The sequence below is a fragment of the Cronobacter sakazakii genome, from assembly GCF_000982825.1.
Lineage (GTDB): Bacteria > Pseudomonadota > Gammaproteobacteria > Enterobacterales > Enterobacteriaceae > Cronobacter > Cronobacter sakazakii.
Genome location: NZ_CP011047.1, coordinates 523,583 through 543,272, shown reverse-complemented (window position 1 = coordinate 543,272; position 19,690 = coordinate 523,583). Strand labels below are relative to the sequence as shown.

The 19,690-nt window shown below is 58.3% G+C and carries 22 protein-coding genes and 1 other RNA gene; 9 read left to right on the top strand and 14 right to left on the bottom strand.

What is annotated here, in order from left to right:
- The first annotated feature begins 37 nt into the window (after window positions 1-37).
- Window positions 38-1,282: a tryptophan permease gene (gene mtr, locus CSK29544_RS02525; protein ID WP_007888595.1), complete on the top strand. Its 1,245-nt coding sequence runs from the start codon at window positions 38-40 to the stop codon at window positions 1,280-1,282.
- Between the two features lie 43 nt (window positions 1,283-1,325).
- Here the strand turns inward: mtr and CSK29544_RS02520 are convergent, their stop codons facing one another.
- The 3 genes from CSK29544_RS02520 to ubiU form a co-directional block, all read right to left on the bottom strand.
- Entirely contained in the window at window positions 1,326-2,336 is a 1,011-nt protein-coding gene (locus tag CSK29544_RS02520) for a luciferase-like monooxygenase (RefSeq protein WP_004385051.1), read from the bottom strand.
- Window positions 2,337-2,488: 152 nt separating this feature from the next.
- Window positions 2,489-3,367, bottom strand: coding sequence for a U32 family peptidase (locus CSK29544_RS02515; RefSeq protein ID WP_007888593.1), 879 nt, complete (start codon window positions 3,365-3,367; stop codon window positions 2,489-2,491).
- Between the two features lie 10 nt (window positions 3,368-3,377).
- Window positions 3,378-4,373, bottom strand: coding sequence for a ubiquinone anaerobic biosynthesis protein UbiU (gene ubiU, locus CSK29544_RS02510; protein ID WP_007854140.1), 996 nt, complete (start codon window positions 4,371-4,373; stop codon window positions 3,378-3,380).
- A 248-nt stretch (window positions 4,374-4,621) separates the two neighbouring features.
- On the opposite strand from ubiU, the gene ubiT reads away from it, so the two are divergent.
- The gene (gene ubiT, locus CSK29544_RS02505) at window positions 4,622-5,146 is read left to right on the top strand and encodes a ubiquinone anaerobic biosynthesis accessory factor UbiT (protein WP_007888591.1); all 525 of its coding nucleotides are present in this window, start codon (window positions 4,622-4,624) and stop codon (window positions 5,144-5,146) included.
- Complete coding sequence (locus tag CSK29544_RS02500) at window positions 5,140-5,643, top strand: GNAT family N-acetyltransferase (RefSeq protein ID WP_004385047.1); 504 nt, start codon at window positions 5,140-5,142, stop codon at window positions 5,641-5,643. Before ubiT ends, CSK29544_RS02500 begins: the two co-directional genes overlap by 7 nt.
- Before the next feature lie 2 nt (window positions 5,644-5,645).
- Here the strand turns inward: CSK29544_RS02500 and CSK29544_RS02495 are convergent, their stop codons facing one another.
- Window positions 5,646-5,933 carry a GIY-YIG nuclease family protein gene (locus tag CSK29544_RS02495; protein ID WP_004385046.1) on the bottom strand — a complete coding sequence of 96 codons (288 nt, stop codon included), beginning with the start codon at window positions 5,931-5,933 and terminating at the stop codon, window positions 5,646-5,648.
- A gap of 65 nt (window positions 5,934-5,998) precedes the next feature.
- Here CSK29544_RS02495 and CSK29544_RS02490 point away from each other — a divergent pair, with 65 nt between their 5' ends.
- Complete coding sequence (locus tag CSK29544_RS02490; protein ID WP_007888589.1) at window positions 5,999-6,433, top strand: YhbP family protein; 435 nt, start codon at window positions 5,999-6,001, stop codon at window positions 6,431-6,433.
- Here CSK29544_RS02490 and CSK29544_RS02485 read toward each other — a convergent pair.
- Entirely contained in the window at window positions 6,413-6,931 is a 519-nt protein-coding gene (locus CSK29544_RS02485) for a type 1 glutamine amidotransferase domain-containing protein (RefSeq protein ID WP_004385044.1), read from the bottom strand. The two genes, CSK29544_RS02490 and CSK29544_RS02485, sit on opposite strands and share 21 nt — an antisense overlap.
- Window positions 6,932-7,076: 145 nt before the next feature.
- Here CSK29544_RS02485 and CSK29544_RS02480 point away from each other — a divergent pair, with 145 nt between their 5' ends.
- Entirely contained in the window at window positions 7,077-7,727 is a 651-nt protein-coding gene (locus tag CSK29544_RS02480; protein ID WP_007888581.1) for an NAD(P)H-binding protein, read from the top strand.
- 76 nt (window positions 7,728-7,803) lie between these two features.
- Window positions 7,804-8,847, top strand: coding sequence for a permease (locus tag CSK29544_RS02475; RefSeq protein ID WP_007888579.1), 1,044 nt, complete (start codon window positions 7,804-7,806; stop codon window positions 8,845-8,847).
- Between the two features lie 259 nt (window positions 8,848-9,106).
- On the opposite strand, the gene dolP is transcribed toward CSK29544_RS02475, so the two are convergent.
- The 4 genes from dolP to CSK29544_RS02455 are packed head-to-tail and all read right to left on the bottom strand — an operon-like array spanning window position 9,107 to window position 12,728.
- On the bottom strand, window positions 9,107-9,682 hold the full coding sequence (gene dolP / locus CSK29544_RS02470; RefSeq protein WP_004385041.1) for a division/outer membrane stress-associated lipid-binding lipoprotein: 576 nt from the start codon (window positions 9,680-9,682) through the stop codon (window positions 9,107-9,109).
- 9 nt (window positions 9,683-9,691) lie between these two features.
- Complete coding sequence (diaA, locus tag CSK29544_RS02465; RefSeq protein WP_004385040.1) at window positions 9,692-10,282, bottom strand: DnaA initiator-associating protein DiaA; 591 nt, start codon at window positions 10,280-10,282, stop codon at window positions 9,692-9,694.
- A 26-nt stretch (window positions 10,283-10,308) separates the two neighbouring features.
- A complete protein-coding gene (locus CSK29544_RS02460; RefSeq protein ID WP_007896617.1) occupies window positions 10,309-10,704 on the bottom strand; it encodes a YraN family protein in 396 nt (131 codons plus the stop codon).
- Window positions 10,662-12,728 carry a penicillin-binding protein activator gene (locus tag CSK29544_RS02455; protein WP_007896615.1) on the bottom strand — a complete coding sequence of 689 codons (2,067 nt, stop codon included), beginning with the start codon at window positions 12,726-12,728 and terminating at the stop codon, window positions 10,662-10,664. Before CSK29544_RS02455 ends, CSK29544_RS02460 begins: the two co-directional genes overlap by 43 nt.
- A gap of 62 nt (window positions 12,729-12,790) precedes the next feature.
- Here CSK29544_RS02455 and rsmI point away from each other — a divergent pair, with 62 nt between their 5' ends.
- Window positions 12,791-13,651, top strand: a complete 861-nt coding sequence (gene rsmI, locus CSK29544_RS02450) for a 16S rRNA (cytidine(1402)-2'-O)-methyltransferase (protein ID WP_007896610.1) — start codon at window positions 12,791-12,793, stop codon at window positions 13,649-13,651.
- A gap of 60 nt (window positions 13,652-13,711) precedes the next feature.
- Window positions 13,712-14,088, top strand: an RNA gene (rnpB, locus tag CSK29544_RS22110) — RNase P RNA component class A.
- 627 nt (window positions 14,089-14,715) lie between these two features.
- Here the strand turns inward: rnpB and CSK29544_RS02445 are convergent.
- The 4 genes from CSK29544_RS02445 to CSK29544_RS02435 form a co-directional block, all read right to left on the bottom strand.
- Window positions 14,716-15,372: a YrhA family protein gene (locus CSK29544_RS02445; protein WP_029039362.1), complete on the bottom strand. Its 657-nt coding sequence runs from the start codon at window positions 15,370-15,372 to the stop codon at window positions 14,716-14,718.
- A gap of 10 nt (window positions 15,373-15,382) precedes the next feature.
- On the bottom strand, window positions 15,383-16,498 hold the full coding sequence (locus CSK29544_RS02440) for a DUF8093 domain-containing protein (protein ID WP_029039361.1): 1,116 nt from the start codon (window positions 16,496-16,498) through the stop codon (window positions 15,383-15,385).
- Window positions 16,499-16,754: 256 nt separating this feature from the next.
- Window positions 16,755-16,931 carry a protein YhaL gene (locus CSK29544_RS24530; protein ID WP_007872910.1) on the bottom strand — a complete coding sequence of 59 codons (177 nt, stop codon included), beginning with the start codon at window positions 16,929-16,931 and terminating at the stop codon, window positions 16,755-16,757.
- A 35-nt stretch (window positions 16,932-16,966) separates the two neighbouring features.
- Complete coding sequence (locus tag CSK29544_RS02435; protein ID WP_007896607.1) at window positions 16,967-17,668, bottom strand: pirin family protein; 702 nt, start codon at window positions 17,666-17,668, stop codon at window positions 16,967-16,969.
- 102 nt (window positions 17,669-17,770) lie between these two features.
- Between CSK29544_RS02435 and yhaJ the strand changes: the two genes are divergently transcribed.
- The gene (yhaJ, locus tag CSK29544_RS02430) at window positions 17,771-18,670 is read left to right on the top strand and encodes a DNA-binding transcriptional regulator YhaJ (protein ID WP_007896606.1); all 900 of its coding nucleotides are present in this window, start codon (window positions 17,771-17,773) and stop codon (window positions 18,668-18,670) included.
- Here yhaJ and CSK29544_RS02425 read toward each other — a convergent pair.
- Window positions 18,667-19,680: a LacI family DNA-binding transcriptional regulator gene (locus CSK29544_RS02425; RefSeq protein WP_004385838.1), complete on the bottom strand. Its 1,014-nt coding sequence runs from the start codon at window positions 19,678-19,680 to the stop codon at window positions 18,667-18,669. The genes yhaJ and CSK29544_RS02425 overlap by 4 nt on opposite strands.
- Between the last annotated feature and the right edge of the window lie 10 nt (window positions 19,681-19,690).

The window sequence follows — 19,690 nt, the reverse complement described above, 5'->3', positions numbered from 1 at the left end:
CAATGAATCATCAGCATCACTTTCACGGGAAAGCTTTATGACCACACTCGTTGCCCGCAGCGCTTCACCTTCGCTTTTAAGCGGCGTTGTGATTATCGCCGGTACTATCATTGGCGCAGGCATGTTCTCTCTGCCGGTCGTGATGTCCGGCGCGTGGTTTTTCTGGTCGCTGCTCGCTCTGGTGTTCACCTGGTTTTGTATGCTGCATTCCGGGTTAATGCTGCTGGAAGCCAACCTCAACTACCATATCGGCGCCAGCTTCGACACCATCACCCGCGACTTGCTCGGTAAGGGCTGGAACGTGGTGAATGGCGCGTCCGTCGCGTTTGTGCTCTATATCCTGACGTACGCCTATATCTCAGCCAGCGGCTCAGTGCTCCACCACACGCTCGCGGGCATGAATATCGACGTGCCCGCGCGGCTGGCAGGGTTTGGCTTCGCGCTGGTGGTGGCGTTTATCGTCTGGCTCTCCACGCATGCCGTAAGCCGGATGACGGCCATTGTACTGGGTGCCAAGGTCATCACGTTCTTTCTGACGTTCGGCGGCCTGCTGGGCCATGTGGAGCCCGCCACGCTGTTTAACACCGTTGAGGCAAGCCCGAGTTACACGCCGTATCTCTTAATGACGCTGCCGTTTTGCCTGGCGTCTTTCGGCTACCACGGCAACGTGCCGAGCCTGATGAAATATTACGGTAAAGCGCCAGGCGTGATTATTCGCTGCCTGGTTCTGGGAACGCTGATTGCGCTGGCGCTTTATATCGTCTGGCTGCTGGCGACGATGGGCAACATTCCGCGCCCGGAATTTATCGGCATCGCGAAGGCGGGCGGTAATATCGATGTGCTGGTGGGCGCGCTGAGCGACGTGCTGAACAGCCGCACGCTGGATGTGCTGCTGATTGTGTTTTCCAACTTCGCCGTGGCGAGTTCTTTCCTGGGCGTGACGCTGGGGCTGTTTGACTATCTGGCCGATCTTTTTGGCTTTGATGATTCGCCGCGCGGGCGTCTCAAAACGGCGTTGCTGACGTTCTTACCGCCGATGGCGGGCGGGCTGCTGTGGCCGAACGGTTTTCTGTATGCGATTGGCTATGCTGGCCTTGCGGCGACTATCTGGGCGGCGATTGTGCCGGCACTGCTGGCGCGCGCATCACGTAAGCGCTTCGGCAGCCCGCACTTTCGCGTCTGGGGGGGAAAGGGGATGATTGCGTTGATCCTGCTGTTTGGGCTCGGTAACGCGGTGGTGCACTTGCTTTCCAGCTTCAACCTGCTGCCGGTCTATCAGTAATCATTGCTTTGCCCTCTCCCGGCGGGAGAGGGCGAAAACCGCATTAGCTTAACAGTTCTTCCCGCACCTGCATGGCGAGATCAAACGAGTGCAGCCGCGCGTCGTGATCGAAAATCTGGCCGTTAACCATAATCTCATCGGCGTCGGTTTCACGCAGTATGGACAATAATCCGTGGCGGACTTTCGCTTTATCGCCGACCAGCGACATACTGAGCGCCTGCTGAACGCCGTACTGCTCCGCCGGGCTCCAGAAATTCTCCATAGACGCAATTGGCGGCGGCAACTGGCCGGTTTCGCCGCGGCGCAGCTTCACAAAGGCCTGCTGCATCGAGGTAAACAGAAACTCCGCATCGCGATTGCTGTCGGCGGCGACGATATTAATGCACACCATCGCATACGGTTTTTCCAGGCGCTCAGAAGGCTGGAAGTGCGTGCGGTAGAGGTGCAGGGCCTGCAACAGCATATCCGGCGCGAAATGCGACGCGAACGCGAACGGCAGGCCCATCTGCGCGGCCAGCTGCGCGCTGTAAAGGCTTGAACCCAGCAGCCATACCGGGAGTTTTGCGCCGTAACCCGGCACCGGGCGTACCGCCGGGTTCGGATCGCGGGCGTCGAACCAGTCCGTCAGCTCTTTTACATCACGCGGGAAGTTATCGATGTCGTGATTCATATGACGGCGCAGCGCCATCATCGTGCGCTGATCGCTGCCCGGCGCACGGCCCAGGCCCAGCTCAATACGGCCAGGATAGAGCGCGTCGAGCGTGCCGAACTGCTCGGCAATCACCAGCGGGGCGTGGTTAGGCAGCATCACGCCGCCGGAGCCCAGGCGCAGCGTGGTGGTATTGGCAGCGAGATAGCCAATCAGTACCGACGTCGCGGCGCTGGCGATGCCGGTCATATTGTGATGTTCCGCCAGCCAGTAGCGGTCGTAGCCGCGCTTCTCGGCGAGACGGGCTAAATCGAGCGAGTGGTGGAACGCCTCACGGGCGGAGGAGCCTTGCGGGATCGGCGCGAGATCGAGCACCGAAAAAGGCACAACAGATTTATCAGACATAACGGCTCACTTAATTACAGCATAGTCATCAGATTGAAGGTCTTCTTCCAGCCTGGCGCATTTCGGGGATTTTGCCCGCGGCCCGGCCGGAAAGCTGTCCTTTCATACTGCATGAACTCCTGCAAAATGCTGTTAACAAAGTGAGCCTTTTCTTATGACTGCAGCGCCATCCCGGCGAGCCTGCGCCAGTACCCGTTGCAGTCGCTGTGGGCGGCGAGCGCCAGCGGCGCGGTGCCGTTTTCGTTGGCCCGGAACGCGTCGAGCATCTCCAGCGTGTCGGGGCCCATCGGCGAGAGACGCACTATATCCACCAGCCCTGCCATCGACGACAACTCATTGCCGAGGTTATAGACATAACCGCTCATGGTCTGAATGCCGTTCAGCACAAATACCTGGCTGTTCTCCTGCGACCGCATGCTGCGCCCGTTGGGGTATTTGATGCAGCAGGTTTCGCACTCGTCTTTCGGCCGGTCTTCTGAACGCGCGGTAAAGCAGCGGGCGGAGTAGGCGAGCGGCAGATGCCCGTAGCTCAGCACTTCCACTTCAAACTGATGGCGGATACCGAGCGCGTCGCACTGATCGAGCAGATTCACCAGCCAGTCGCGGGACAGTTCCACCGGCATACACCAGCGCGTCATGCCGTCTTTCAGCAGCAGACGCAGCGTAACGGCGTTGTAGCAGTTCAGCGCATGGCCCGCGACGAACGGCAGCTTGCGCTCGGCCGCCAGCCCCACCGCGCCAAAATCGTTGGCCTCAATCAGAAACTCACCGTTATCGATATAGCGCTTCAACTCGGTCAGCTCCGAGGGTGCCTGCACGAGCGCCAGCGTTGAGATAACCACCTGCTTGCCGCTGGCCGCGAGCGTTCTGGCAAGCGCCAGCCAGTCGGCGGCTTTAGTCTCGCGCCGTTTGCTGCACACCGCCTCGCCGAGATAAATCACATCGGCTGAGCTCTGCGCCGCTGCTTCGTAAAAGCTCTCAAGCGTCGCTTTCGGCCAGTAGTACAGCACTGGTCCTAATGCATATTTCATCCTGCTCTCCTTACTGCCATTTGCGGTGGTACGCGCCGAGCGTCGTCTGGGTGCCTTCGGCCATCGCGCCAAGCGCGTCCATCCAGGCCGGTTGCGGCGCAAAGCGCTGCGGGTCGGCTTTACAACGGTCGATAGCCTGACGCCAGACTTTCGCCACCTGGCTGACGTAAGCCGGGCTGCGCTGGCGGCCTTCGATTTTCACCGAGGCGATATTGGCCGCCAGCAGCTCCGGCAACAGCTCCAGCGTATTCAGGCTAGTGGGCTCTTCGAGCGCATGGTAACGCTGACCGTCCACCAGATAACGGCCCTTGCAGAGCGTCGGATATCCGGCGTTTTCGCCTTCCTGGTAGCGGTCAATCAGCACATCGTTCAGGCGCGATTCCAGCCCCTGTTCCGTCTGCTGCCAGCGCACGAAGCGCGCGGGCGAACAGGCACCTACGGTATTGGGCGATTCACCGGTGAGGTAAGAGGAGAGATAGCAACGGCCTTCCGCCATGATGCACAGGCTGCCGAAGGCGAACACTTCCAGCGGCACCGGCGTCACGCGCGCCAGTTGTTTCACCTGATGAATGGATAACACGCGCGGCAGCACCACGCGGGCCACGTCGAAATGGCGCTGGTAAAAGCGAATGGCGGCTTCATTAGTGGCGGAAGCCTGTACCGACACATGACGCTCCACGTGCGGATAGCGGGTCGCGGCGTACTCCAGCATCGCGAGGTCGGCTAAGATTAGTGCATCAGCGCCGAGCTGGGCGGCCATATCCACTGCACGTTCCCAGCGTTCATAGCCATCCGGGTGCGCGAAAGTATTAATGGCGATATGCAGTTTGCGGCCATGCTGGTGCACATAGCTCACCGCTTCCTGCAATTTTTTCTCGGTAAAGTTGAGGCCAGCGAAGTGGCGGGCGTTGGTATCGTCTTTCAGACCGATATAGACCGCATCCGCGCCATTATCGATGGCCGCCTTCAGAGCCGGAAGGTTACCGGCCGGGCAAAGCAACTCCATAGCGTGTCCTGAAAATAAAAGCAGGCCGAATGCGGCCTGGCGCGCTGCATAAAGGCAGCGAAATTGTTAACGAACGGCGATTTTAGTTAACCCGTCCGCGACAATTTTTGATTTAAGGCAGCTAATGTCGTATTGATGGCATCTATAAAGGGGTACCTGCGAAGGCGCAAAGCTTGATTTGAGCCGCTATCTCGCCTGGCCGATATGGCACAATAACGGCCATTGTGATCTGGCAAGGAGAAAAGCCCGTGTTGAATAATCTGCGTTCCTGTCTGGTACATCTTGGCCCTTCGCTTCTGAAAACGCCGGTGGCGCTCGCGCCGTTTGCGCTCAAGCGCCAGGTGCTGGAGCAACTGCTCGGCTGGCAATTCCGTCAGGCGCTGGCGGATGACGAACTGGCGTTTCTGGAAGGCCGCTGGCTTGGCATTGAGGTGCGCGATATTGGCCTGCGCTGGTTTACGTCGGTTGAGAATGACAAGCTCATTGTGCGCGAACAGGCCGAGGCTGATGTCACCTTCCGCGCGGACGCCGCCGATCTGCTGATGATCGCCGCGCGCAAGCAGGATCCCGATACGCTTTTCTTCCAGCGTCGTCTGGTGATTGAAGGCGATACTGAATTAGGGTTATATGTGAAGAATCTGATGGACGCCATTGAGCTCGACGCGATGCCAAAACCGCTGCGCGTCATGTTGCTGCAACTGGCGGACTTCGTTGAAGCGGGGCTTGCCGTCTCGCCGCTAACCAAAGCAACCTCCATAGGTGAACCATGCTGATTCGTGTAGAAATCCCCATTGATGCGCCGGGCATCGACGCGTTACTTCGCCGGGCGTTCGGTCGCGCCGACGAGGCGGAGCTGGTGCACGCGCTCCGTGAAGACGGACTGCTGACGCTGGGGCTGGTCGCAACGGATGATGAAGGGCAGGTGGTCGGTTATGTCGCATTCAGCCCTGTCACCGTGGCGGGCGAAGAGCGTCAGTGGCTGGGACTTGCGCCGCTCGCGGTCGACGAAGAGTGGCGCGGGCAGGGGATTGGCCGTCAGCTCGTGTACGAAGGGCTCGATTCGCTTAATGAGTTCGGTTACGCGGCGGTCGTCACGCTGGGCGCGCCGGAGTTTTACAACCGCCTGGGCTTTGAGCCCGCCGCCCGTTACGATCTGCACTGCCGCTGGCCTGGCGCTGAAGCGGCGTTCCAAGTACACCGTCTCGCTGATGACGCCCTGAACGGCGTGCACGGCCCCGTGGACTACCACGAACATTTTAACCGTTTCTGATCTCAGGGCGTTTGCGGTGCGCTTTTCATCGCCTCAAACGCCAGCTCTCCCGCGACCAGTTGCTCTTTCTGCCGTTTCGTCAGCTGCTTGATGCGGTATTCGGCGCGCAGCGCCTCGGAGCGATTGCCGGCGGGCGCGCTGAAAACCAGCGTCAGCTCGCCTTTACCGCGCAGCGCTTTGGCCCCCTTGCCGCGCTGATGCTGGGCGAAGCGGCGCGCGACATCAGTGGTGATGCCGGTATAAAGCCGGTTATCGGGGCAGCGGATCAGATAAAGAAACCATTCTTCCATAATGAATATCAGCGGCAGTCACATCTGGCCGCACCTTACCATGATTATCCCCGACAGGAGAAACAATGGACGCTCTCGACGCCATCAGCAAATGGCTCGCTAAACAGCATGTCGTCACGTATTGCGTCGGCAATGGAGAAGCGCTCTGGTGCGCGAACGCGTTTTACCTTTACGATCGTGAACGGGTGGCGTTTTATCTGTTAAGCGATACCGAAAGCCGACACGGCAAAATGGCAGGCAAACTGGCGCCTGTCGCGGGCACGGTTAACGGGCAGACCAAAACCGTAGCGCTTATCCGCGGCGTGCAGTTCTCGGGAGAATTACGGCTGGTGGAAGAGCCGGAAAGCGAGGCCTTGCGCGAGTGCTATAACCGCCGCTTTCCGGTGGCCAGGGTGATGTCCTCCCCGCTGTGGGAGATCCGTCTTGATGAGATCAAATTTACTGACAACACCCTGGGGTTTGGTAAAAAACTCGTCTGGTTACGCGCCGAGCAGGCGTAACGCCTCGCGGTTAAACGCAGGCAAGTCTTCCGGCGTGCGGCTGGTTACCAGTTGGTCTTTATCGACGACCACTTCCTGATCGTGGAATTCCGCTCCGGCGTTTTTCACGTCAATCACGATAGGCTTAACGGCGGTAAGCTTACGCCCGCGGATCACATCGGCGCTGATTAACAGCTGCGGCCCGTGGCAGATGGCAAACACCGGTTTGCCGGTATTGACGAAATCGCGGGTAAAGGTGACAAAACGGTCGTCACCGCGCAGGCTGTCCGGCGAATGACCGCCAGGCAGCAGCAGGGCGTCAAAGTCTGCCGGGCTCACCTCATCGATGGCCTTATCAATGGTGACTTTCGCTTCGCCCTGTTTACCGGTGACGGTTTTCCCGGCTTCTTTCTCGATGGTAATCACTTCATGTCCGGCTTTGCGGTACTCAGCCGCCGGGGATGTGAATTCGGAATCTTCAAACTCATCAGTGATTAAGACTGCAATCTTCTTGCTCATTACGCCTCCCTTGGTGTCTTTAACAGAACGGTGATGTGCAGTAATGGCTTTTGCCAGAAATGGTAAATACTTAAACCACACAGACTATTAAGCCTGGTTCAGGGCGCTGACATTGCAAGGCAGAAGATTCTGCAAAGGAGCGATCATGAGTCGAGTACTGATAACGGGCGCCAGCGGCCTCGTGGGCAGTCATCTGCTGCGGATGCTGGTTGATGAGCCGCGCGTGACGTCGATTATCGCGCCAACGCGCCGCCCGCTGCGCGTGCCGATGCATAAAGTGGAAAACCCGTGCGACCCGCAGCTCTCCGATGTGCTGACGCAGCTCAGCGCGCCGCTGGATATCGTTTTTTGCTGTCTTGGCACCACGCGGCGCGAGGCGGGCAGCAAAGAGGCGTTTATTCTGGCTGATTACACGCTGGTAGTGGACACCTCGCTCGCCGGGCTGCGCCTTGGCGCAAAGCATGTGCTGGTGGTCAGCGCGCTCGGCGCGAACCCCAATTCGCCGTTTTTCTATAACCGGGTGAAGGGCGAGATGGAAACGGCGCTGAAGGCGCAGGGCTGGCCGCGGCTGACGATCGCGCGCCCGTCGCTGCTCATCGGCGATCGCGAAAAGCGCCGCGCCGGGGAATCTTTTATGGCGCCGCTGTTTCGCCTGCTGCCAGGTAAGTGGAAAGCCATTGAGGCGCAGACCGTGGCGCAGGCCATGGTGAATGCGGCGCTGTCGCCTGCACAAGAAGATGTCGCGGTGCTTGATTCAGCGCAATTGCGCGAAATAGCCGCACAAACGGCGCGCTGAACCGCGTTTCAAAACGCGCCCGGCGGGCGTACTATTGACCGGCAAAAATTTACCCCCTGTTTTCCAGAGGAATGTTATGGCTGGTCAGTCTTCATCTCTGGCGCCGAAATCCCCCGCATGGTGGAAACCCGCGCTGTTTTTTCTCGTCCTGTTTATTGGCCTGTGGTACGTCAAATGGCAGCCTTATTACGGCAAAGCCTTTACCGCGGCGCAAACGCACAGCATCGGCAATTCTATTCTCGCGAATGCGCAGGATAACCCGCTGCGCGCGGCACTCGATTACGCCGCTATCTATTTTCTCGCCGTCTGGAAAGCCGCCGTGCTCGGCGTGCTGCTGGGCTCGCTGATTCAGGTGCTTATCCCGCGCGACTGGCTGGTACGCACGCTGGGCCAGCCGCGTTTTCGCGGTACGCTGCTTGGCACGCTGTTTTCACTGCCGGGCATGATGTGTACCTGCTGCGCCGCGCCGGTTGCCGCCGGGATGCGCCGTCAGTCGGTGTCGATGGGCGGCGCGCTGGCGTTCTGGCTCGGCAACCCGCTGCTGAACCCGGCGACGCTGGTGTTTATGGGATTCGTGCTGGGCTGGGAATTTACGCTTATTCGCGTGGCGGTGGGCCTGGTGATGGTGATTGGCATCGCGTCGCTGGTGCAGCGGTTTGTGGCCGATATGCCAGCGCCTGCGCTGCCAGAGGCGGTTCAGCCCGCAGAAGCGCCGCAGGGCAGCTTTATGGCGCGCTGGTTCCGGGCGCTCTGGACGCTCTTCTGGAATACGATCCCGGTCTATTTGCTGGCGGTGTTGGTGCTGGGTGCCGCGCGCGTCTGGCTGTTCCCGCACGCCGATGGCGCAGTGGGCAATACGCTGTTCTGGGTGCTGGCGATGGCGATTGCCGGTTGTCTGTTCGTGATCCCGACCGCCGCGGAAATCCCGATTGTGCAGACGATGATGATGGCGGGCATGGGCGTTGCGCCGGGGCTGGCGCTGCTGGTGACGCTGCCGGCGGTAAGTCTGCCTTCGCTTATCATGCTGCGTAAGGCCTTCCCGGCGAAAGCGCTGTGGCTGACCGGCGGGATGGTCATGCTGGCGGGAGCGGTGACAGGCGCGCTGGCGCTGGTTTTTTAATACTGGAAAGGTGGGTGCGCTTCGCTTACCCACCCTACAAAAGCAAAAAGCATCCCCTTACTGTAGGGCGGGTAAGCGCAGCGCACCCGCCTGAGAACCAGCGTCACGGTCTTGTAGGGCGGGTAAGCGAAGCGCACCCGCCTGAGAACCAGCGTTGCGATCCTGTAGGGCGGGTAAGCAAAGCGCACCCGCCATCGTCATAAGTGTAAGGATGTTACAGAAGCCCTCTCCCCGGCGGAGAGAGGGCGGGATGAGGGAGTTACTTAATGTAGGTAAACGCGGTCGTCACGTGTTTCACGCCGCTTACGCGGCTTGCGGTATCCGCTGCCGCGCGGCCTTCACGCTCGGTCACCAGACCCAGCAGGAACACTTCGCCGTTCTCGGTCGTCACCTTCACGTTAGACGATTTCACCTGATCGCTGCCAAGCAGCTGAGAGCGCACTTTGGTGGTTATCCAGGTATCCGACGACGCGGTGCCCAACCCAATCGGCTGACCGTTGCGGATCTCGTTAAACACTTCCGTCGCCCCTTCCACGCCCATCGCGATTTGTTTCGCGCGGGATGCCAGTTCCGGGTTCGGCGACTGACCAGTCAGCAGCACTTTGCCCTGATAGGCGGTCACGTTAATCCGCGCTTCTTTCTTCAGCTGTTGATCTTTGCCAAGCGCGGTATTCACGCGCAGCTCCAGCGTCCCGTCATCAACCTGAGTACCCACACTGCGCGGATCGGTGGCGGCCTTGGTGCCGACGGCCGCGGTTCCGACGACGGCTGCCGCAACGCAGCCCTGTAGCACTAGCGCGGTCATCACCACCGCAAGGGGTTTAATGGCCTTCATGAGCACTCCTTAATCATCCTGGTGTGGAAACAATGTGTTATCGATAAGATCACACAGGCAGTTGACCGTCAGCATATGCATCTCGTGAATGCGCGCGCTGCGATGGGAAGGAATACGGATCTCCACATCCTGCGGCCCCAGCAGGCCCGCCAGCTCGCCGCCGTCGTAGCCCGTCAGCGCCACGATAGTCATATCGCGGGTGACGGCCGCTTCTACCGCTTTCACGATATCGCGGCTGTTGCCACGGGTGGAGATCGCCAGCAGGACATCCCCGGCGTGGCCCAGCGCGCGTACCTGTTTGGCATACACTTCGTCATGCAGCCTGTCGTTGGTTATCGCCGTTAAGACCACATTATCGGTATTTAGTGCAATGGCAGGTAAACCGGGCCGTTCGGTTTCATAACGATTGATCATGCTGGCCGCGAAATGCTGCGCGTTAGCACCGGACGTGCCGTTGCCGCAGCAGAGGATTTTGTTGCCGTTAAGGAGAGACTGAACCAGGGTCATGGCCGCACGTGAAATCGCATCCGGGAGTGCTTCCGCCGCCGCAATCTGGGTTTGAATGCTTTCCGTAAAGCAGACTTTGATTCTTTCTAGCACGATTATCCTTTGAGCGTTACGTCAGTTCAGGCGTGGAGCGAAAAGGCGTTCGCTATCCACTCGGTTTCATTGCCGGTGAAGGCTAACACATCGAACCGGCAATCCACAGTATCAAAGCTCCCATTGTGGCGCGCGAGCCACAACCGGGCGGTGTGTAACAATTTTTGTTGTTTGCTGCGGGTGACGCTGGCGGCCGCGCCGCCATACAGACTGGCGCGGCGGTAGCGCACTTCGACGAACACCGTCACGCCCCGGTCATCCATGATGAGATCGATTTCGCCGCCGCGCTCATGCACATTGGCGGCGATAAAGCGCAGTCCCTTACGCTCAAGAAAGGCGCGCGCCTGGGCTTCCCAGGCGGCACCGGTCTCTTTGCGGCTTAGTTGGCCGGAACCAACTGTCCTTGCTGGTATTTGAGCCACGTTAACTTCCTGTTAATGACGCAGTCCTGTGTTGCGCTAAGCGCGCCGGTGTTACCGCTGAGCTGGAAGCCCGGCACCTGACGCATCTGGGAGAAATGGTTCGCCAGCGACCAGGCATCCACGCCCATCGCATACAGACGCGCCAGCGAATAGTCGTTATTCACCGCCGCGAGCGCCTGCTGCATCAGCGCCGGGTTGCTGCCGGTAAGCATCGGGATATCGCTGAACTCCAGGCCTTCCATTTCGAGACGGAAATCCGGGCCGGAGCCGCCCTGAGCGCTGCGCGAGCTGGCATACAGCGTCGCCCCGCTGTGGCTGCCTGCGCGCATCGCGATCATTGGCTTGATCAGCGCAATTTCAGACGGCGTGGCGAGGATGTAAACAGCGTCGACATTGCCGCTGGTGCCTGCGGTGATCTGCGCGTCGGTCGGCGGTGCCGGAATGGAGAGACCGCCAATGGTCACAGGCTGCTGCTGCGGCAGGCTGGCCGCGACAGGAGAGCCCGTCAGCGCGATGCCGGTGCCGCCGTTAATGTTCATTTTAAGCTCGTTGACGGAGCCGAATTTCTGCTGCAACACCGTACCGCCGCCAAGCTGCGCCCAGCGGTCAGCGAAGGCTTTCGTCACGCGATCGCCGAGCGCGCTGTAAGGCACCAGCAGTAGCGGCGCGCGTTTGCCTTCCTGCCATATATGGGCAGCGGCGTCAGCGGCTTCATCTTCCGGCGACAGCGCGAAATAGCAGACATTCGGGCGGTTCTGCACCGTCTCCGGCTGGTTAAGCGCCAGTACGTTCAGCGGCGTGCCGCTTTTCAGTACGCCGTCCACGCTCTCTTTCAGAAGCGGGCCGACGACCAGGCTTGCGCCATCCTGCTGCGCCTGCGCCAGGATCTGCATGATGGACTGCGAGCTGGTGTCATAGACTTTAATTTCCGCTGCAGGGTTAGCCGGTGCCGTGGCGACAGGCTGGGCATCAACCGGTTGCTGTGCGGGCTGGGTGTTTTGCGTCGCGTCCGGCTGCGGGGCCAGATCGTCGACCGGCGCGGCGGCGGGGCTTGCCACGCCATCGGTCGGCTGAGGCTGGGTGCTGTCCGTAGGCTGCGCGGCGTTATCCGCCTGTGCGGGCGCTGGCGCTGGCGTTGACGACTGCGCCGCGACAGGGCTGGTGCCCGCGTTTTTCGCCGCTTCAAAACCCTGCTGAATGGCGCGGCCAAACACGGCCGCCTGGCCATTTAACGGCAGCAGCAGCGCGATTTTATCGGCGGAAGCGGGCTTGTAGTTTTGCAGATTAGCGAGCTGCGACGGCAGCATTTTCGCGCCCGGATTCTGCGGGTAGCGCGTCTGCCAGTCTTTCACGCCCGCCTGAAGCATTTTCGGATCGTTGCGGTTGTCGAGCCAGACGCGCTGGAGGTCAAGCCAGCCCTGGAGCGTGTTTTCATCGGCGTTGATAACCAGCGCTTTTGCCTGATCCGCAGACATCTGCGAGAGCGCCTGCCAGGTGGCGTCGATGTTTTTCTGCTTCGACGGGCCCTGTAACAGCGGCTCCTGCGCGATCAGCGCGCGCAGCAGTTCAAGCGACGGGCGGCCCTGGCTGGCGTCAATCTTCGCCTGCCAGTAACGGGCTTTCTGCTCGTCGTTCAGATCGGCTGCGTTGATTTTATCCAGCAGCGCGGCGGCGCCCTGATAATCCTGCTGCGCCAGTTTGATTTGCGCTTCCAGCAGCGACGCTTCGCGGCGCTGGGCGTCCGTCAGGTTTTGCGGCAGCTCGCCGTAGAGCGTGATGGCGCGCTCGCGTTTGCCTTCACCGAGTAGTGCACGTATGGCGAGTAATTGCCAGTTGGTCTTGCTATCATCACGGCTTTGTTCCATCTGGTGCAGATAAAAGCCGGAATCCGCTTTGGCCTCGCCCTGCATATGCGCCGTGCTCTGATCGGCCGTCTGCGTACCGCAGCCTGCGAAAAAGAGGGCTGCCAGCAGGACAGGCAGACAACGCGCGGCTTTAGAGCCGGAAAATTTTGAAGGTACCATACTGTATCCAGTGGTTTTTTCTGGTGAATGTTCAATTTTAAATCGGCAATACGGACGAAACAATGAAACAAAACGATTCGGCGCAGAATTCTCAGGGCCAGCTCTACATCGTCCCGACGCCTATCGGCAATCTCGGCGACATCACGCAACGTGCCCTGACAGTATTGCAGTCCGTCGATCTTATCGCCGCTGAGGATACCCGTCATACCGGTCTGCTGCTGCAACATTTTGCTATCAGCGCCCGGCTTTTTGCGCTGCACGACCATAACGAACAGCAAAAAGCGGAAACCCTGATAGCCAAACTACGCGAAGGGCAGAACATCGCGCTGGTCTCCGACGCCGGTACGCCGCTGATTAACGACCCTGGCTATCACCTGGTGCGCGCCTGCCGCGAAGCCGGGCTGCGCGTAGTGCCGCTGCCGGGGCCGTGCGCCGCTATCGCTGCGCTTTCCGCCGCGGGTTTGCCCTCTGACCGTTTCTGCTATGAAGGTTTTTTACCGGCGAAATCCAAAGGCCGCCGCGACGCGCTGAAGACGCTGGAGCAGGAGCCGCGCACGCTGATTTTTTATGAGTCTACTCATCGTCTGCTGGAAAGCCTGGAAGATATGGTGGCCGTCTGGGGCGAATCCCGTTACGTAGTGCTGGCGCGCGAGCTGACCAAAACCTGGGAAACCATTTACGGCGCGCCGGTGGGCGAGCTGCTCGCCTGGGTGAAAGACGATGAAAACCGCCGTAAGGGCGAAATGGTGCTGATCGTCGAAGGGCATAAAGCGCAGGAAGACGCACTGCCGCCTGATGCGCTGCGCACGCTCGCGCTGCTGCAGGCCGAGCTGCCGCTCAAAAAAGCGGCGGCGCTGGCGGCGGAAATCCACGGCGTGAAGAAGAACGCGCTTTATAAATATGCGCTGGAACAGCAGGGCTGACGGCGCGATAAACCGTGATCGGGCGTGACAGCGGCGGGCAAACCCTCTATACTCCGCGCCGAAGCTGACCAGACAGTCGCCGCTTCGTCGTCGTCCTTTCGGGGAGACGGACGGAGGGGAGGAAAGTCCGGGCTCCATAGGGCAGGGTGCCAGGTAACGCCTGGGGGGCGCAAGCCTACGACCAGTGCAACAGAGAGCAAACCGCCGATGGCCCACGCAAGTGGGATCAGGTAAGGGTGAAAGGGTGCGGTAAGAGCGCACCGCGCGTCTGGCAACAGTTCGCGGCACGGTAAACTCCACCCGGAGCAAGGCCAAATAGGGGTTCACAAGGTACGGCCCGTACTGAACCCGGGTAGGCTGCTTGAGCCAGTGAGCGATTGCTGGCCTAGATGAATGACTGTCCACGACAGAACCCGGCTTACCGGTCAGCTTCACACTTTAGAAAACCCCGCTCCGGCGGGGTTTTTGCTTTTTGGGCGGGATGAAGATGAATGACTGTCCACGACGCTTTCCATGAAAAGAACACGGCTTACCGGCAAGCTTCACACATTAGAAAACCCCGCTCCGGCGGGGTTTTTGCTTTATGGGCGGGGTAAAGATGAATGACTGTCCACGACGCTTTCTATGAAAAGAACGCGGCTTACCGGCAAGCTTCACACATTAGAAAACCCCGCTTCGGCGGGGTTTTTGCTTTTTGGGCGGGGCAAAGATGAATGACTGTCCACGACGCTTTCTATGAAAAGAACGCGGCTTACCGGCAAGCTTCACACTTTAGAAAACCCCGCTTCGGCGGGGTTTTTGCTTTTATGGGCGGGGCAAAGATGAATGACTGTCCACGACGCTCTCTATGAAAAAACGCGGCTTACCGGTCAGCTTCACACGTTAAAAAACCCCCCTCCGGCGGGGTTTTTGCTTTTTGGGCAGGGTAAAGATGAATGACTGTCCACGACGGTCTTTATCAGAAGCACGCGACTACCCTTTGGAAGCGTTATAAGGTTATATTTATGACCAAATACGCCGTAAATCCACAGCTCTTCAGCGTAAATCAACATTAACCATTACGGTCATTCACTTAACGAATCAATTATTGCGGATAACAATTCATTGAAATGAGCATATGTCGCAATAACATGATCCGGTGATGTTTTATCGCGGATCTCGAAACGATCATCTGTGAAACTGTAGACAAATACGAACATTTCATTCCGACCAATCAGTACCTTGTCAGAAAGGTTTGAATCGATAGCGCTCTCGTTGTTATGTGTTTCAACGTTACGGATGTAGATATTTGCCATGCTGTACAGCGTCAAACCGTTGTACTCAAGTCCATCCATGATTTGGAACATATCAGAGTAATCCGGCCGGTTAATCATCAGGCGCTGAATATCCTCGTATACCTTTTTCTTCTGAGTATCCCATTCAGCAGGAGGAGCTTTGCGCATCACGTCTGCCATTACTTCCGGGTTGACTGGGTTGGCTACCGGATAATTATTGTCAACCAGCAGTGTTTTGAGGATGCCAGGAGTGAAATAACGCTTTATCTGAGCGGGTAGCAAAGCAGGCATTGCTATTGTTCTTCCTTCCTTGTCGCAAAACTCGACAAGATAGCCCAGTGTCGGGGTATCGAAAACCATAACAATCGTACCAACAGTCCCTTTTTCCAGTCCTTCATCCGGTAAATCCTCGCCTAAAACCACAATGTCTAATTCGGCTCTTTTCATTTTTATTTTCTCATTTAACGAATATGGTTGTCAGGCGAGGAACTAGCGCGTCTGTTTCATACATCCAGCCTGTACGCACGATCGCTGTTTCACCGTTGACGCCTAAAATAGGCATATCAACAGCCATTGTTTGACCATAATTATTTGCCTGTAACACTTTTGCCGGGGCCGATAATACGCCTTCCTGAATTCTTGCTGCTAAAACATCCGCATTAGTTGGGTTGTATCCCAGCGCTGACTCAAATACCCGGGCCTTGTGACCCCCTGTAGGATGCGTTGAATCTAAAGCATAAGTCGCGAGTTTTTTCGGATCGATAACGGCATGTTCAGCGTTCACTAACGTACCGCTCTCAGATGTAAAACCCTTTTCATATGGGCTTTCAAACGCGGGTATTTTACTGAGACTCGATATTTCGTCTATTTCGCTCAGAGGGTTTAACCTGCCCATTGTCAATCCAGCTGCAACGGAGGCTCCCGCAATGATTAACCCTTTGTTGTTCATGATTTGATCGTAACCCGCGGGAGCATTCCCACCCAACTGCTGCGCGGTTTTATGAAACCCTTCAATGTTGCCGTTATATACACCGCCAGCGGCCAGCAAGCGGCCAACAGCTTTACTGTTCAGCGTTTTCCCCGATGGTGCAGTTGTTGACCCGTAATAATCGTAATGCATCCGTTGAGTGGGGGCAGGCTTCCTGCCTTGCCGAGCGGCAATAACGTGCCGGTAGGCACTCATGATTTCGTCCTTATACCATGCATGCCAGGATGAGGCTGTAGGGGTAAAAATCAGATCGCCTTTATCGTCAATGTAAAACGGATTCCGGTCGCTGCTCCAGAGCCTGGAGGTATCCACCCCAACAAGCCAGCCAATTTGCAGCTCGTGCTCGACCTCATCATAGATGGGATCTGCGTAGCTGCGATGTCTTCGCTCATAGGGTCGTTGATGTAGGGATACGCTGTATTTTTCTTTGGGGAGACCAAAAGAGAGGCTGTGACCGTTCGCTTCATAAGACAGGTCGTAATGTATACACGCCTCTCTCAGCGAGCCTGCTGGCGTGAGAATGTATTGAAAATCTTCAGGGTCTAACTGCCGTGTTAAATCATGAGACCGGTAAAGTCGAAACATGAGAAATCCTTATCCATCCATTTTACAATGGATATTCCGTGCTGGCAGTTTAAAAATCAAACGGCGAAGTTTGTGAAAATATGACTGCTCATTACCAGTACGGGAATCGCGTGGATAAATCCCTTCACTCCAGCAGGTTTTCTGAAAACCATAAAGCAACCAGCTAGCCTGGCAGGGAATGAGATAAAGAAAATGCAGACAGGGAAATACAGATGCAGAGACAGGCGAGCCAGCAGGCCCGCCCGGTGAGCGTACGTCAGGCGGCGTCTTCCTCGGCCAGGCGCACTTCGGCTTCAGCGATAATGGCTTCCAGCTCGCTGAGCATGCAATCGTAGGTAAAATCTTGTTGCGCTCCGGCGCGTGTATGCGCTTCCTGCAGGGCGGGTGAAGCAGTCAACTTCGTGACTTTATTTTGCTGTGTGATAGTACTCATTTTATGACTCCTGATGCAGCGTTCTGCATCTTCTGTTACACCGGCAAATCTACCAGTAAAGCGCGCAGCGGCGAATCCGCAATAAGGGTTATGTTAGCCTCGTCACGAATAAACGCGCCGTCTCCGCAGGTTAATGCCTCTTTGTCTTCCGTTTCGGTTTTCACGTGGACCGTACCGTGGATCGACTGTAAATAGGCGCGTGGCCCGTTCAGGGGCATACTGACCGATTCCCCTTCATTCAGCGCGATGTGCCACAACCACACCTGCTGGCGCAGTTGCAGGCTGCCATCCGCGCCATCCGGCGAGGCGAGAAGCTGGCGTGCCTGCGGGCCGACCGCGATTTTCTGCACCGTCGGGTTTTCCCGCTCCGGGCAGGCGTCGAGCCAGAGCTGCATCCGCGTCAGCGAATGGTCTTTGCTCAGGTTATGCTCGCTATAGCTCACGCCCGGCTGGGTCGCGAGCAGCAGCGCGTCGCCCGTTTTCGCGCGCAGGTGATTGCCGTCGCTGTCGCGGTATTCCGCTTCGCCGTCGAGAATCAGGTTCAGGATATCGACTTTCGGGTAGGTACGCGGCTGGAACGCGGCGCCGGGCGCCAGCACTTCCTGGTTCAGTACGCGCAGTGAGGCGTAGCCCAGCAGTTTCGGATCGAAGTAGTGGCCAAAGGAAAAGGTATAGCGAGCCTGCAGCCATCCATAGTCAGCTTGCCCACACTGTTTGGCTGTTCTCGTAATAATCATAATTTTACCTCTCTTGACAGGCTTTTATGTTAAGGGTGTGGACGCTGCATTGTTAGCCAGTTAATCTGCTGGGTATATTCAAATTTCCTGAACGAGAACCTGATGGCTAAAGAAAGAGCATTGACGCTTGAGGCGCTGCGCGTGATGGACGCTATCGACCGACGCGGCAGTTTCGCCGCTGCGGCTGACGAACTGGGCCGCGTGCCGTCTGCGCTGAGCTACACCATGCAGAAGCTGGAAGAGGAGCTGGATGTGGTGCTGTTTGACCGCTCCGGGCACCGCACTAAATTCACCAATGTCGGGCGCATGCTGCTGGAGCGCGGACGCGTGTTGCTGGAAGCGGCGGATAAGCTCACCACGGACGCCGAAGCGCTGGCGCGCGGCTGGGAGACGCACCTGACTATCGTCGCTGAGGCGCTGGTGCCTACGCCGTGCCTGTTCCCGCTGGTGGATAAACTTGCCGCCAAAGCCAACACGCAGCTCTCGTTCATTACCGAAGTGCTGGCGGGTGCCTGGGAGCGGCTGGAGCAGGGGCGCGCCGATATTGTCATCGCGCCGGATATGCACTTTCGCTCGTCGTCGGAGATCAACTCCCGCAAGCTGTATACGCTGATGAATGTCTATGTGGCCGCGCCGGATCACCCGATTCACGACGAGCCGGAGCCGCTGTCAGAGGTGACGCGCGTGAAGTATCGGGGCGTGGCGGTGGCGGACACCGCGCGCGAACGCCCGGTGCTGACGGTACAGTTGCTTGATAAACAGCCGAGGCTTACGGTGACATCCATCGAAGATAAACGCCAGGCGCTGCTTGCCGGGCTGGGTGTCGCGACGATGCCGTATCCGCTGGTGGAAAAAGATATCGCCGAAGGGCGGCTGCGCGTCGTCAGCCCGGAGTCCACCAGCGAAGTGGAAATTATCATGGCCTGGCGTCGCGACAGCATGGGCGAGGCGAAAGCCTGGTGCCTGCGCGAAATCCCCAAACTCTTTAACGTGAAGCGTTAATCCGCCGGATGACGCCATTGCAGCGTAGCCGGAAGGTAACGCTGCAGCGGCGTCGGTTCTTTGTCATCCACCAGTTGGGTGATCATCTCAAAGCAGTCCAGCGCCAGCTGGCGGCAATCCTGCTGCACGGTGTCGATGCGCACCGACAGCGAATCATAGAGATAGTGATCGTCAAAGCTCGCCAGATGGATATCGCTTTCCAGCAGGCGATGCTGGCTCATGTAGCGCAGCACCCCTTCCAGCAGGCCGCAGGCGGCGGTAAACAGCGCTTTCGGCGGGCGTCCCAGCCGGGCGCAGAGCGCGGCGAACATCTCATAGCCGCTGCTCGGATGATAATTGCCGTGAATGATCCACTCCGGGCGTAGCTCAACGCCCGCCCGCGCCAGCCCTTGCTTGAAACCTTCAAGACGATCGCGGGTCGGCGAAAGACGCGGCTGGCCGCCAAGAAAATAGAACTCGTCCGGGTGCTGGCGCGCGATGCGCTCCACCAGATCGGCGGTCGGGGTAATGGAATCGGTGATCACCAGCGGCAGTTGGGTGTCGTTCATATGGCGGTCGAACAGCACCACCGGAAGCTGCTCGCTGAGCTTCACATAGTCGCTGTCGCTCAACATGCTGGAGGCGACGATAAGCCCGTCGACCTGGCGCGACACCAGGTTATTGACCACCACCGTCTCCTGGCCCGGATTTTCATCGGTACAGGAGATAAGCAACTGAAGCCCCGCCTCGCGGCACAGGGTTTCCAGCTCGTAAGAAAACACCGCGAAACCGTAGTTGGTTATCTCCGGCACCACCAGGCCCAGTGTATGGCTGCGATTGTCGCGCAGCAGACGGGCGTGGATGCTCGGCTGATAATGATGCTGCTGGGCGATAGCCAGAACGCGCTCGCGCGTCTCCTGCGCCACGCGCAGCTCTTTGCCTCGTCCATTGAGCACCAGGCTGGCGGTGGCTTTGGAAACCCCCGCCAGGGCGGCGATATCACTGATGGTAACGCGTTTGGTTTTTCGCACGGCTTCGGTT